This window comes from Streptococcus bovismuti, from assembly GCF_042436615.2.
In the GTDB taxonomy this organism is placed as follows: domain Bacteria; phylum Bacillota; class Bacilli; order Lactobacillales; family Streptococcaceae; genus Streptococcus.
In genome coordinates this window covers 79,728-94,158 of the sequence record NZ_JBHMFR020000003.1, presented here as the reverse complement: position 1 = coordinate 94,158, position 14,431 = coordinate 79,728, and the positions used below count along the sequence as shown (strand labels likewise).

Annotated in this window: 12 protein-coding genes and 1 pseudogene; 2 read left to right on the top strand and 11 right to left on the bottom strand. The window is 42.1% G+C overall.

The features are described 5' to 3' along the window. The first annotated feature begins 166 nt into the window (after window positions 1-166). Entirely contained in the window at window positions 167-1,072 is a 906-nt protein-coding gene (locus ACERDH_RS04895; RefSeq protein ID WP_386683818.1) for a helix-turn-helix domain-containing protein, read from the top strand. Between the two features lie 38 nt (window positions 1,073-1,110). On the opposite strand, the gene ACERDH_RS04890 is transcribed toward ACERDH_RS04895, so the two are convergent. Genes ACERDH_RS04890 through miaA form a run of 5 tightly spaced genes read right to left on the bottom strand, consistent with a single transcriptional unit; the run spans window position 1,111 to window position 5,562 of the window. Further along, window positions 1,111-1,866 (bottom strand): SDR family NAD(P)-dependent oxidoreductase, encoded by a 756-nt coding sequence (locus tag ACERDH_RS04890; protein ID WP_386683815.1) that lies wholly within the window; start codon window positions 1,864-1,866, stop codon window positions 1,111-1,113. 20 nt (window positions 1,867-1,886) lie between these two features. Next, window positions 1,887-2,816 (bottom strand): ribonuclease Z, encoded by a 930-nt coding sequence (rnz, locus tag ACERDH_RS04885; RefSeq protein WP_386683812.1) that lies wholly within the window; start codon window positions 2,814-2,816, stop codon window positions 1,887-1,889. Between the two features lie 14 nt (window positions 2,817-2,830). Next, on the bottom strand, window positions 2,831-3,454 hold the full coding sequence (locus ACERDH_RS04880; RefSeq protein ID WP_386683809.1) for a cystathionine beta-lyase: 624 nt from the start codon (window positions 3,452-3,454) through the stop codon (window positions 2,831-2,833). Further along, window positions 3,447-4,685, bottom strand: a complete 1,239-nt coding sequence (gene hflX / locus ACERDH_RS04875; protein ID WP_261117048.1) for a GTPase HflX — start codon at window positions 4,683-4,685, stop codon at window positions 3,447-3,449. The genes ACERDH_RS04880 and hflX overlap by 8 nt, the downstream gene beginning before the upstream one ends. Beyond that, window positions 4,678-5,562 (bottom strand): tRNA (adenosine(37)-N6)-dimethylallyltransferase MiaA, encoded by an 885-nt coding sequence (miaA, locus tag ACERDH_RS04870; protein WP_386683805.1) that lies wholly within the window; start codon window positions 5,560-5,562, stop codon window positions 4,678-4,680. Before miaA ends, hflX begins: the two co-directional genes overlap by 8 nt. Before the next feature lie 120 nt (window positions 5,563-5,682). Between miaA and ACERDH_RS04865 the strand changes: the two genes are divergently transcribed. Beyond that, complete coding sequence (locus tag ACERDH_RS04865) at window positions 5,683-5,853, top strand: DUF3042 family protein (protein ID WP_001051780.1); 171 nt, start codon at window positions 5,683-5,685, stop codon at window positions 5,851-5,853. Between the two features lie 48 nt (window positions 5,854-5,901). On the opposite strand, the gene ACERDH_RS04860 is transcribed toward ACERDH_RS04865, so the two are convergent. The 6 genes and pseudogenes from ACERDH_RS04860 to ACERDH_RS04835 all read right to left on the bottom strand — a co-directional run. Beyond that, complete coding sequence (locus tag ACERDH_RS04860) at window positions 5,902-6,741, bottom strand: thymidylate synthase (protein WP_004256126.1); 840 nt, start codon at window positions 6,739-6,741, stop codon at window positions 5,902-5,904. Window positions 6,742-6,838: 97 nt separating this feature from the next. Then, window positions 6,839-7,798 carry an ROK family glucokinase gene (locus ACERDH_RS04855; RefSeq protein ID WP_020902451.1) on the bottom strand — a complete coding sequence of 320 codons (960 nt, stop codon included), beginning with the start codon at window positions 7,796-7,798 and terminating at the stop codon, window positions 6,839-6,841. 117 nt (window positions 7,799-7,915) lie between these two features. Next, window positions 7,916-8,602 (bottom strand): annotated as a pseudogene (locus ACERDH_RS04850) (excalibur calcium-binding domain-containing protein); the annotation flags it as partial. Between the two features lie 49 nt (window positions 8,603-8,651). Beyond that, complete coding sequence (locus tag ACERDH_RS04845) at window positions 8,652-9,269, bottom strand: alpha/beta fold hydrolase (protein WP_023947285.1); 618 nt, start codon at window positions 9,267-9,269, stop codon at window positions 8,652-8,654. Further along, window positions 9,270-10,991 (bottom strand): aminodeoxychorismate synthase component I, encoded by a 1,722-nt coding sequence (gene pabB / locus ACERDH_RS04840; RefSeq protein WP_386683634.1) that lies wholly within the window; start codon window positions 10,989-10,991, stop codon window positions 9,270-9,272. A 184-nt stretch (window positions 10,992-11,175) separates the two neighbouring features. Continuing rightward, window positions 11,176-14,431, bottom strand: a 3,256-nt coding sequence (locus ACERDH_RS04835; RefSeq protein WP_415741910.1) for a DUF1542 domain-containing protein, incomplete at its 5' end; no start/stop codon positions are given.

Sequence of the window (14,431 nt, the reverse complement as noted above, 5' to 3'; positions counted from 1 at the left end):
ATAATAGATATTTAAATTTTTCGGCATTTAAACTATAGTTTCAATGTTATTTAAAAAATCCAAAAATAGCATAGAATTCTAATATTTTGTAACTATAGTTTTCTTTTCTCTATTTTTTCTCTAAATTTTTGTATAATAGTTTTAGAAGTATGTAAGGAGATTATTTATGGAAAATCTATACCCATTTGGAGCTACATTTAAGTACCTGCGCGAAGCACGAGGACTCAGCCTAAAGGAAGCAGCATCAGATATCGTATCGCCACAGTTCCTTAGTCAATTTGAAAAAGGAGACAAAGGAATTTCACTTGAAAACTTTGCCAAATTGTTAATTGTTATCGGAGTTGAATGGAATGATTTTGTTCTCGCCTTTGCAAATAAAGGTGGAGACTGCTTAGAATTACCTGCTATTGAATTTGGCAAGCATGTGGTCCATGAAGAAGATATTCTCACTTACATTGAAGAATACGAAAAATTATTTGATGTCTATCTAAAAGACAATCCACTGCAAGCAGATATGATTTTCAAATCTATTAAATTAAGACATTATCCAACCATATCAAAGAGTCCAGAAACTGTTGCTAGAATTCAAAACATTATCAATCATTTAATGAAATCGGATGTCTTTAATAGTATCGAACTTGAAATTTACCGTGTCATCGTCAATCATTGTCCGATGGAACTCATTGACCATATGACCAAACAATTACTACTTATGTACAAAGAAAGTGCAAATACTGACACCTACATCCGTATCTTAAATGCTCTTACTTTCTCTACAAAATATTTCTCTGAACTGGGTTACTATCAAAAGGCTGATGATATTATTAAAAAAATTAAATCACTTCAGACCTTCGAACGAGGCTATCTGGCTATTCCCCTCATGTTTTTAGAAGTTGAACATGTTTACAATCAATTTAGATGGAATAAACCTGAGGCTATTCCTTTAGCGAAAAATCTATTTAATTATCTTCAAAGCGCAAAATTTATTGATCAGCAATACTACTCTAATTTTATCAACGCCTTCACTTATCATTGCCACGCATTAAATAAGACTGGTATTGATTTGTTCTAATCGTAAAAAAAGTTGCTCCATTTTAGGAACAACTTTTTTTATTTATAATTAAAAGTCTCCCCTGCCAACTTATCTGCTAGCTTAGGAAAAAGGGTATAAAACTTATGGGCGAGGTTTAGAAGGATTGGGAGATTGAGTTCGCGTTTGTTTTTTCCTATAATCTTAACAATTTTTTTAGCCACTGCATCTGGTTCTAGCAGGAAGCGTTCAACCGACTTGAGATAGGTTCCATCTGGGTCGGCTTGGTCGAAAAATCCTGTACGGATTGGCCCTGGATTGACTGTTGTTACATAAACACCATAAGGCATCAGTTCGAGGCGTAAGGCATTTGAAAAACCAATAGCCGCAAACTTGGTCGCTGAGTAAAGACTTGACTTGCCAGTCGCTATCAAACCTGCCATACTGACGATATTGATGATATGACCTTTTCGACTTTCCTTCATACGAGTCGCAAGGCGTCGAGATAGATTCATCAGGGCAAAGGTATTGACCTCGAACATCTGGTGAATATCTTGGTCAGAAATCTGGTCAAATTCCTCCAAAATCCCGTAACCAGCGTTGTTAATCAAGACATCAATCTTGCCATAGCGGAGATATAGGTCTGCTACCAGAGTTTCTAAGGCTGAATCATCGGTAATATCGATTTCAATCAATTCTGCTTGTGGGTGGTTTCCATAGAGTTGGGCTAATTTTTCCTTATTTCTACCAAGCAAGATGAGTTGGTCATTTGGCATGAGTTTGACCATTTCTTGAGCTAGACCACCGCTAGCTCCGGTAATGAGAATAGTACGCATACTGTTCCTTTCTCAATCTTTTAAATTTCCACTTCTTCCAAGTCTTTGACGACATGGACATTTTCAAAGACACTAGCCGCATCTTTCTTGAGCTTGCTGATATCTTTTGAGAGGAAACGAGCACTGATGTGGTTGAGTAAGAGGCGTTTGGCACCTGCTTCTACTGCAACCTGTGCTGCCTGCATATTGGTTGAGTGACCATGATTGCGAGCAATCTTTTCATCACCCTTGCCATAAGTCGATTCGTGAACTAGGACATCTGCATTGACAGCCAGACGCACACTGGCATTGGCTTTTCGAGTATCACCCAGAATAGTGATAATCTTACCAGGACGTGGCGCTGAGATATAGTCAGCAGCTTTGATTTCAGTCCCATCTTCAAGAACAACATCCTGACCGTTTTTGATTTTTCCAAAAAGTGGGCCAAATGGGACGCCAGCAGCCTTGAGTTTTTCAGCATCAAGCGTTCCTTCCAAATCCTTTTGCATGACACGATAGCCAACACAGAAAATAGTGTGGTCCAACTCTTCTGCATATACAGTGAATTTATCGGTTTCAAGGATTTTCCCTAAAGAATCTTGGTCAAACTCATGAAAATGAATACGGTAAGGCAGGCGCGAACCTGACACACGAAGGCTGGTTAAGACAAATGACTTGATTCCTTGAGGCCCATAGATTTCCAAATCTGTCTGCTCTTCATTTGCCTGAAATGCACGGCTAGAAAGGAATCCAGGCAAGCCAAAAATGTGGTCTCCGTGCAAGTGGGTAATAAAGATTTTGCTGACCTTACGTGGTCGAATTGTGGTCTCAAGAATGCGATTTTGCGTACCTTCTCCACAGTCAAAGAGCCAGACTTCGTTAATCTCGTCCAAGAGTTTCAGGGCGAGACTGGAAACGTTGCGGGCTTTAGAGGGCTGACCTGCCCCCGTTCCTAAAAATTGAATATCCATTCGATACTTTCTAATTAATCAATATATAACAAGGCAGTGCGGTTTTCCGATCGGAAATAACGCTTGCCAGAAAAAGCTCTAGCTTCTTGCAGTAAATCCTCTTGGCTGTAGCCTTTAAGACGCTTACGACCGTCAGCCAAGCTTTCCAAATCAGTCAAAGCTGTGAGATTTTCCACACTAACAACTTCCTCGTCCCCGACAGCCTTCATGTAAATCTTGCCAGACTCCTCAAAGACTAGCTGATGGGGGAAAATTTGCGCAATTTCAAAAAGCAGGTCATCCGAAATTTTCTCTTCATTTTCAGAGAAAATCCGACCAAGACCATCACTCTCATAACAAAAACCAAAGGATTTACCAGACAGATTAAGCCGAACAAAAGGCTTATTTTCTATGGTGAAACTTGGTTCAACATTGTAAAGATTCAGTTCCTGACTGAGTTCCGCAAAATAATCAGTCGCAGCTTGAGGACTCTTTTTCTGGTAGAGTTCTGCAAAATAAGCATTGACAACGCTGGGCGGAGGTGTGATAAGAGCCAACTGCTCCTGCTCTGTCTTTCCAGCTAGAAGCTGATCCAGATAGACCTTGTCCAGACTTGTGTAGCCCCCATATTTTAGAGCCAAAGTTTTGATATCAGTCATAAAATTCTTCTAACCTCCATTTGTTTTTCTCAGAAATGTAGCCTCTAATCACTTCGCCGTCCTCCTGATAATCACGTTCTTCCAAAATCGCAACACTTTCTAAATCATGAATCTTGTAGGACTTAGAAAAAGGCACGCGCAAGGTAAAAGATTCAAAAATATCCTTGATTTTCTCTAAAAATAGTGCCTGCAAATTTTCACGACTATCCTCAGACTTGGCAGAAATGAGGGCATAAGGCGTTTGGGTAGGCGTGAAATCCTCCACCAAATCCGCTTTATTATAAAGGGTCAGGCGAGGAATATCCTCCATGTCCAAGTCTTTCATGATGGATAGGACTGTTTTTTCATGCTCCTCATGGTAAGGATTGCTGGCATCAATAACATGAACCAGAAGGTCCACATGCTTGCTTTCTTCCAAGGTTGACTTGAAGCTGGACACCAACTCTGTCGGCAAATCCTGGATAAAGCCAACGGTATCAGTCAAAGTTACTTGGAGATTTCCCCCCAGATGGATACTCTTAGTCGTCGCATCTAGAGTCGCAAATAGCTCGTCAGCCTCATACTGGGTCTTACTGGTCAAGGTGTTCATGATAGTTGACTTCCCAGCATTGGTATAACCAATCAAACCAATCTTAAAGGTGCTTGACTCCAAACGTTTTTCTCTGACTGTCGCCCGATTTTTTTCAACCACCTTGAGCTGGCGCTCGATATCCGTGATTTGATTGCGAACACTACGACGGTTCAGCTCCAACTGGCTTTCACCAGGACCACGGGAACCAATTCCCCCTGCCTGACGGCTGAGCATAATTCCCTGACCAACCAAGCGAGGCAAGAGATATTTGAGCTGGGCTAGGTGGACTTGGAGCTTCCCTTCATGACTTCGAGCCCGCATTGCAAAGATATCCAGAATCAACTGCATACGGTCAATGACCTTAACACCCAGAACTTCCTCTAGATTGACATTTTGCCGTGGAGTTAAACGGTTGTTGACGATGACAGTGGTAATTTCTTCTGCATCCACCATGAGCGCAATTTCTTCTAACTTACCAGAGCCGACGAAGGTCTTGGAATCATATTTTTCACGTTTTTGTCTGTAACTATCTACAACGACTGCCCCAGCTGTCTTAGCCAGACTGGCCAATTCTTCCATAGAGAGATCAAAATTGTCCATGCCCTGCAATTCTACACCAATGAGCAGAACCCGTTCCTCTTTTTTCTCCGTTTCAATCATCTAAAAACTCCTCTATCTGGCTTAAAATGCGATCTTTTACACCAGTTTCTCCAATCTGATAAAAGGTCACCTGCATGCGATTACGGAACCAGGTCAACTGACGCTTGGCAAAACGACGGGTAGCCTGTTTGAGACTCTCACTGGCTTCTTCCAAGGTCTGTTCTCCACGAAAATAAGGAAAGAGTTCCTTGTAACCAATCCCTTTAGCAGCCTGCACATCTGGATAATGGTCAAACAACCACTTGGCTTCGTCTAGAAGTCCATCTTCAAACATCAGGTCCACTCGGTGATTGATACGTTCATATAATTGACTGCGCTCATCATCCAAGCAGATAATCAGCGGTTCATATAGACTCTCTTGATTTTCCAAATCCTGACCAAAATGGGCAATTTCCAAGGCACGCATAGCACGACGACGATTAAACTGGGGAATCTCAAGGCCAGCTTGCTCTACCAGATGGGCTAACTCCTCATCTGAAAAAGGTTCTAAACTAGCTCGATAGGCCAAAATTTCCTCATGGGGAGTCTTCCCACCCAGGTGGTAGCCTTCAAGAAAGCTCTGGATATAAAGCCCAGTCCCACCAGCAATAATAGCTAGCTTGCCACGGCTGTGAATATCCTCAATAGCCAGCTTGGCTTCTGAAACAAAATCAAAAGCCGAGTAAGACTCGGTTACCTCTCTAACATCGATTAAATGATGAGGAACAGCTGCCTGCTCTTCTGAACTAGCCTTAGCCGTCCCTATATCTAGACCTCGATAAACCTGCTGACTATCACCACTAACCACTTCACCATTAAAACGCTTGGCTACTTCAATGGCTAGAGCCGTCTTTCCAACTGCAGTCGGTCCAACAATCACAATTATTTTTGTTTTCATCTTTTTTCCTTGAAAAATTCCCATTTTTTCGTTACTATTATTATAACACAAAAAGGTCAGTCAGAAAAATGTGACCTCTTGAGGGGGCTGGCTGATTAAGAAGATAAAGGAGGAAGACTCATGGCTAAAGGATTCGCTAAAGGTCTTGTAACAGGTGTCGCAGGAACTGTCGCTGCAGTCGCAGGTGCAGTATACGCATTTAAAAAGAAAGTGATCGAACCAGAAGAGCAAAAAGCAGCTTTCATCGAAGAAAACCGTAAAAAAGCAGCTCGACGCCGCGTATCACGTTAAGAAACAAAAGAAGTTGGGATTATTCTCAACTTCTTTTTTTCTATTCTTTTAAATAGCTAGGTCAAACTTCAACTGCGGCTTGACAGGGTCATAATCTACTAATTCAAAGTCTTCCGCTTTGATATCAAAGAAATTAGTCCCATCAGGAACATTCAAGACCAAACGTGGTTGGCAATTTGACGGCTCACGACGAAGCAATTCCTGAGCTTGTTCAAATTGATTGTCATAGATATGGAGATTATTGATAAAGTAGAAGAACTTTCCAACCTTCCAGCCAAAATGTTTGGCAATCATCATTTGAAGAGCCACATACTGCATAGCGTTGATATGGTGGGCCACTAGCATGTCATTCGAACGCTGGGTCAAGGTCGCATCCAGATAGATTTCTCCATCTACACGGCGGACATCAAACATGGTCTGAAAGGCGCACGGAAGAAGGCCGTCTGTCTCCTCAAAAGCTTGATAATCCCAGAGAGAGATAATATTGCGGCGGTTCCAAGGGTTGGCTTCCAACTGTTTGAGAAGCTTATTGATGATGTCGTGTTTCTTAACGACCGCCCCGTAACGCTCACCAATGGTTCCCGTATCTCCCACTTCCCAGTCATTCCAGTAGTGAACATTGTACTTGTCATTAAGCACTTCTAGGCTATTAGACTGGTCTTGGTAAATCCAGAGCACTTCCTTGATGGCGGATTTGATTGCAATGGGACGCAAGGTTGTGATAGGAAATTCTCCTTTAGATAAGTCATACTCGGCAAATGCACCCGTTACGTACTTAGAGTTGGCAACTGTCCCATCCTTGTACTTGGGACGTGCTTGCTCTGAGAAAACACCTTCCTTTAGAATGCGTTCAATATTCTCTTTAAAAATCGTATCTGATTTTGTCATTTACTCTCACCTCATTTATTTCCTAACTAGTATAGCATAAAAAAAGAAAGGAGGAAAATCACTCGCTTCTGGAAAGCAATTTTCTCCTTTTTCTATTTTATTGCAATACAAGTGATGCTGCTCCGATAACTCCAGCGTCATTTCCTAGAGTTGCAAGAGCTAGTTTAGTAGTTGTGCGTACTTGTGGGAAGGTATTTTCATCGTAGACTTTTTGAACACCTTGTAGAAGGAATTCTCCCGCAGCTGATACACCACCACCGATAACGATTGTTGATGGGTTTAGGATTGAGCCAATGTTAGCACAAGCGATTCCCAAGTAACGTGAGAAGTTACGGTAAACGATCAAAGCAAGATCGTCTCCTTCTTTTGCCAAATCAAAGACAGTCTTAGCGGTTACTTCTTCTCCATTATCAATCAAGCGTTTCAAGGCTGCATCGCCTTCGTATTCATCGGCATAGCGACGAGTCAAGTTGACAATCCCTGTTGCTGAAGCAACTGTCTCAAGGCAACCTTTCTTACCGCAAGTACATGCGATTGGTTGATCAAAGTCAACAGTGATATGACCAAGCTCACCTGCTGCACCAGCAACACCGTGAAGCAATTTGCCTTCAGCGACGATACCGCCACCAACACCAGTACCGAGTGTCATAAATACAACATCTGGTTGGTTATCACCAGCCCCCATCCAACGCTCACCAAGAGCAGCTACGTTGGCATCATTATCGATGAAGAATGGAATACCCAAGGCCTTTTCAATCTTCTCTTTAATTGGTTGAAGGGTTTTCCAGTTGAGGTTGTAGGCACCGATAACAGTCCCTTTTTCACGGTCAACCACACCTGGTGATCCCATCCCAATTCCTTGGAAGTCCGCTGCTGCCAATCCAAGCAAGTCCAAACGATGCTGAATAGACTCAATCATATCATCTACGATATGACTTCCCTCATCCAAAATATTAGTCTTGATAGACCATTTTTCTTGGATTTCTCCTGCTGTTGTTAAGATTGCAAATTTGATAGAAGTTCCACCAAGGTCAATCCCAATAATCTTTTGACTCATCATATTCTCCTTTTTTATTATGAATTAATTGAAAATGCTTACAGATATAGTATAACAAAATTCACTCATTTATGCAAAGGTTTGCATTAACTTTCTAGATTTTATCCTTACTTATGGTTTCCATAGACCTGAAGCATCTACATAGTAGCGGCCTCCATCAACTCGCTCATTTTTAGCCATTTTACCATCTGATTTCAAATAGTAGTTTCCTTGCCATGCATTGCGAGCATAAGAACCATCTGATTTCAAGTAATACCAGGCTTGATAAGAAGAGTCATAAACCCACTCACCTTGTGCCATTTTACCGTTTGATTTAAGGTAATAAGCTCCTTGCCATGCATTTTTTGCATAAGAACCATCTGATTTCAAATAATACCAAGCTTGATAAGAAGAGTCATAAATCCATTCACTCTGTGCCATTTTACCATCAGCTTTCAGGTAATAGCTTCCCTGCCATGCATTTTTCACTGGATTTCCATTTCCATCAAAATAGTACCAAGAACCGTCCTGCTTAACCCAACCACTTGCTGTGGATGAAGTTGTATCAGTTTGAGTTGTAGCCGTTTGTTTTGCTTTAAAAGCACCCTTAGGAGCATTTTTCAATTCGCAAGCCACACCATCATGATCGCGGTCTAACTTGGCAGAATAACCAGGTTCTCCCTCGTGAATATCTGCGTATCCATTCGCCCAAGCTTCTTTACAGCTAGAAAAATGAATGTTTTCCTCTGCTAACACAGGTTGTGAAAACAAAGCTAAAACTGGCAAGGTAGCCAGACTCATTTTTAAAAATAGACGTTTATTCATTTCTTTCTCCTATAACGATGTTATCGATTTCACTATTATTTTATCAAACTTATTTCAGCAATTCAAGGAAAGGTTTAATCTGTTCAGCAAACTCTTTTGGTTTAGCTTCATTCAAGACATGAGGACCATCTGGTATAATCTGAAATTGAGATTCTGATATTAGTTTATGAAGACTTCTCATAGAACTAAGATTCGGTTTATCTTTGCTGCCACAAATTAGTAAGGTTGGATAAGGACAAGTTCTTGATATATCCGTTAAATCAAGTGTCTTCAATTCCTCAGAAACTCCGACCATAAAAGCCTTGTCTGCTCCCTGTTTTTCAAATACTTTTTTGGGAAGTAGTTTAAAAATCATCAACTGAAGATAAAATAGGATATTACCAGACAGTTTAAGTGGACATCCTGATAGAACCAAAGCTCGGAGATTTGATAAATCGTAACTAGATAGTTCTAATGCCAGGGCAGCACCTAAGGACAATCCAACCAAAATAAAAGGTTCTGTCTCTTGAGCTAGATGCTGATAAACTCGCTCTTTAGCTTGTTGATAGTTGCTAACTCCAGAAGGAAATAACTCAATAGCCTCAGAAGGATAATCTGTCAGTAGATTCCGAACTTCTTTCCAACTATCTGCTGACTGACCTAGGCCATGTAAAAATATTAATTTCATTTAGTTCTCCCTTACTGACAACTCATACAAGCCCCTGACTGCATTACAGCCGTAAATAGCTTCTGCTCGGGCTAAGTCTTTTAAAGTCAAGACTCTCTCTTCTACCTGTCCTGTTTCCAGCAAGAGCTGACGGTAAATTCCTGGCAAGATTCCCAGTCGGATAGGCGGTGTGTAGAGTTTCCCAGAAATTTTCAGAACCAAATTTCCGATAGAGGTTTCAAGAAGTTCTCCAGACTTATTATGGTAAATGATCTCTTGCTCCCCTATGCTCAAATGCGGTCGGTGAGTCGTTTTGAAGTAGATAAAGGCTTGTTGCAAATTGGCTTCCTGAAGGCAAAGTTTGGCCTGACAAAAACTTGGACTAAGAGCTGTTAATACTTGACGATCGACTTCTATCTCTCCAGACTTGCCGAGAGAAATTCGCAAGCGGTAATCTTGATTAGCATCACAAGCCTGACACTCTTCCTCTATCTTTTGTTTCAAGTTTTCTGAATCAAATGGAAAGGCAAAATACCGACTAGCTTTTCTCAGCCTTTCTATATGTTGTTCTTCAAACAGCAAGTTCTTCTGGCTGATTTTCCCTGTAGTAATCAGTTTGAAACGAGCTTGTTTACGATAAAGAACTGCCGCCTTTTGATGAACCTCACGGTATTCAGACTCCCAAGTGCTATCCCATGTAATGCCTCCGCCAACTCCATAGATGGCTTTCCCTTGATGCAGTTGAATGGTCCGAATAGCAACATTGAAAATTCGTCGTCCATTTGGAAGCAGGAGACCAATCGTTCCACAGTAGACTCCGCGCGGTTGTGGCTCCAAGTCCTTGATGATTTCCATAGTTGCAATTTTCGGAGCTCCCGTTATGGAACCACAAGGAAATAGAGAACGGAATATCTCTACAAGGTCAACATCCTCTCGCAACCAACTCTTGATGGTCGAAGTCATCTGCCAAACCGTTGAATACTGTTCCACTTGGCAAAGACGCTCTACATGCTCACTCCCCACCTCAGAAATACGGTTCATGTCATTGCGCAAGAGGTCCACAATCATCATATTTTCAGAGCGATTTTTAGAATCCTGCTCCAACCAACTGGCCTGTTCAAGATCTTCTTGGTCAGTTACCCCACGCTGAGTCGTTCCCTTCATTGGTCGTGTTGTCAACTCGCGGTCATTTTGCTCAAAAAAGAGTTCTGGACTCATGGAAATCACTGCCATCTCGTCATGTTCAACATAAGCATTGTAGCCCGCCTCCTGCTCTACTACCATACGATTGTAGATGGCAAAAGGATTGGCACTTAATTTTTGCTTGAGTTGGACGGTGTAGTTGACCTGATAGGTGTCCCCCTGCCGCAAATGATGGTGAATCTGAGCAATCGCCTTTTCATAATCTGCTTCAGACGTCACTTCCTGCCAATTTGAAGGCAAATCAACCTCATCATAAGTCAGGGGAATAGGAGATGTCTCCACCCTATCGTGAACAGTAAAGTAAAGCAAATACTCGTCCAGTAAAGGAGCTTTATGAACTGCTAATTTCTCCTCAAAAGCAGGTGCAGCCTCGTAGCTGACATAGCCCACCACATAGTAGCCTTGCTCTTGGTAGCTTTCCACTTGTACCAGCAAATCTGCCACTTCTGCTACATTTCTCGTTTTCAACTCTTTAATAGGCTGGGTAAAGGTGTATCTCTCGCCCAAAGCCCTAAAATCAATCACTGTTTTTCTATGCATATCTTAAGTATAGCATAAAATAAGAAAACCCTCATCCGCAAAGCAGATGAGATTGTTTTTAGTCCCGTCACGTATCTTCTGATTAGAGAAAAAACTCTCCTAGTAGCTATTTTGCTCTAGGAGAGTTTTAAGAATAATATTATCTACTTAGTCTCAAAAAAGGAGTTGCAACTGTTAGAAATCGTTACTGATTTTCTAATTTGTCTTCTTCATCTTCTTTTCGACGACGAGCAATAAGACCAAAACCAAGTATCGCACTAGCTGTTGCTGCAACAATTGCTGTTATGGATTCTGTTGTACCTGTATTTGGCAATTCTCTAGCCACTACACGCTGATTAGTAGCTACTTGCTGATTCTCATTTTCAAGTTGTGAGATAGTAGATGCTACACTATCTTTCACTTTAGCTTTGGCTTCATCAGTTTTCAATACTTGGTCTATTGCTTGTTTTTCCTGTGGTTTTTCTTTAGAAGTTGGATTAGCTGAGTTTACATGAACTCCAGCACTTGCTCCAACTGCCGGTCTAATTTGTGCAATCGGATTGACTGAGTTCACTTCCTCAATACCAGTTGACTTAGCTTGGTCGACTGTTGCATTCGTTGTTGCTTTGTCGATGGCTGCTTTCGCTGCGTCAGCTTTAGCTTTCGCGTCTGCTTTGGCTGCAGTTTTCTCTTCATCTGTTAAGTCTGTACGTCCGTCTATCTCGGCAGTCTTAGCTTTAAGAACTTCGTTGATGGATTTCTTAGCTTCTGTCTTCGCTACTGCGTCTGGATTTACATTATTTACTTCTCTTGTTCCAGTTGACTTTGCTTGGTCGACTTCTGCATTTGATATTGCGTTGTCAATGGTTGCTTTCGCTGCGTCAGCTTTGGCTTTCGCGTCTGCTTTGGCTGCAGTTTTTTCTTCGTCTGTTAAGTCTGTACGAGAGTCGATTTCATCAGTCTTAGCTTTCAAAGCTTCGTCGATTGCTTGCTTAGCTGCTGTCTTCGCTACTGCGTTTGGATTAACTGAGATGATTTCTCTTGCTCCAGTTAACTGAGCTTGGTCTACTTCAGCATTCGTTGTTGCTTTATCTATGGCTGCTTTCGCTGCGTCAGCCTTATCTTTTGCTCCTGCTTTAGCCGCGGTTTTCTCTTCATCTGTTAAGTCTGTGCGAGCATCAATCTCGTCGTTCTTAGCTTTCAAAGCATCGTCGATTGCTTTCTTAGCTTCTGTCTTCGCTACTGCTTCTGGATTTACTGAAGTCACTGCTGTGATTCCAGTTGCCTTAGATTGGTCGACTTCTGCATTCGTTGTTGCTTTATCTATGGCTGATTTTGCTGCGTCAGCCTTATCTTTTGCTTCTGCTTTAGCCGCGGTTTTCTCTTCGTCTGTTAAGTCTGTACGAAATTCTATCTCGTCATTCTTAGCTTTAAGAGCTTCATCGATTGACTTCTTAGCTTCTGTCTTCGCTTCTGGTTGTGGATCTACTGAAGTTACTTCTGAAGTTCCGTTAGTTTTAGCTTGGTCGACTGCTGCGTTTGTTGTTGCTCTATCGATTGCTTCTTTCGCTACATCTGCTTTCGCTTTAGCGTCAGCATTAGCTACAGCTTTCTCTTCGTCCGTTAAGTCTATACGGGCGTCAATCTCGGCAGTCTTAGCTTTCAGAACTTCGTCGATGGATTGTTTAGCTGCTGACTTAGCTACTGGTTGTGGATATACAGCTTTTAATTCTGTTATTCCAGTTGTCTTAACTTGGTCGACTTCGGCATTGGTTGTTACTTTGTCGATGGCTGCTTTTGCTGCGTCAGCCTTAGCTTTTGCTTCTGACTTAGCAGCAGCTTTCTCTTCATCTGTTAAGTCTGTGCGAGCATCAATTTCGGCAGTCTTAGCTTTCAAAGCATCGTCGATGGCTTGCTTAGCTTCTGTCTTCGCTACTGCTTCTGGATTTACTGAAGTGACTTCTAAAGTTCCGTTAGTTTTAGCTTGGTCGACTGCTGCATTCGTTGTTGCTTTGTCGATGGCTTCTTTTGCTGCGTCAGCCTTAGCTTTTGCTTCTGACTTAGCAGCAGCTTTCTCTTCATCTGTTAAGTCTGTACGTGCGTCGATTTCGTCGTTCTTAGCCTTCAGAGCTTCGTCGATGGCTTGCTTAGCTTCTGTCTTAGCCACTGCACCTGGATTTACTGAAGTGACTTCTGCAATTCCAGTTGACTTTGCTTGGTCAACTTCTGCATTGGTTGTCGCTTTATCGATAACTTCTTTTGCTGCGTCGGCCTTAGCTTTGGCTTCTGACTTAGCAGCAGTTTTCTCTTCGTCTGTTAAATCTGTACGAGCGTCTATCTCGTCGTTCTTAGCTTTTAGGGCATCATCGATGGCTTGCTTAGCTGCTGTCTTAGCTTCTGGTTGTGGATCTACTGCTTTTACTTCTGTTATTCCAGTCACCTTAGCTTGTTCTACCTCCGCATTTGTTATTGCGTTGTCGATGGTTGCTTTCGCTGCGTCAGCTTTGGCTTTTGCATCTAATTTAGCCACAGTTTTCTCTTCGTCTGTTAAGTCTGTACGTGCGTCTATCTCAGCACTCTTAGCTTTAAGAGCTTCATCGATGGCTTGCTTAGCTTCCGTCTTCGCTACTGCTGCTGGAGTCACTGAAGCTACACTTGCTGCCCCATCGTTTTTAACTTGAGTTACTGCATCGTTTGTTGTTGCGTTGTCGATTGCAGTCTTCGCTGCGTCAGCTTTTGTTTTCGCGTCTCCCTTAGCTGCAGTTTTCTCCTCATCTGTCAAGTCTGTACGAGCGTCTATCTCATCAGTCTTAGCTTTCAAAGCTTCGTCGATGGATTGCTTAGCTGCTGACTTAGTCAACGCCTCTGGATTGACTGAAGTGACTTCTGTTGTTCCAGTCACCTTAGCTTGTTCTACTTCTGCATTTGTTGTTGCGTTGTCGATGGTTGCTTTCACTGCGTCAGCCTTAGCTTTTGCTTCTGACTTAGCAGCAGCTTTCTCTTCATCTGTTAGGTCTGTACGAGCGTCGATTTCATCATTCTTAGCTTTCAGAGCTTCGTCGATGGATTGCTTAGCTGCTGTCTTCACTACTGCTGCTGGAGTAACTGAAGCTACACTTGCTGCCCCATCGTTTTTAGCTTGAGTTACTACATCGTTTGTTGTTGCGTTGTCGATGGCTTGCTTAGCTGCGTCAGCTTTTGCTTTTGCGTCTTCCTTAGCTTTGGCTTTTTCTTCTGCTGTTAAATCGTTATTGGCATCAATTGCGTCGGTCTTAGCTTTCAATGCATCATCGATAGCTTGTTTTGCCGCTGGCTTCGCTTGCGCTGTTGGATTTACTGAAGCTATACTTGCTGCCCCATCGTTTTTAGCTTGAGTTACTACATCGTTTGTTGTTGCGTTGTCGATTGCAGTTTTCGCTGCATCGGCTTTTGCTTTTGCATCTTCTTTAGCTTTTGCTTTA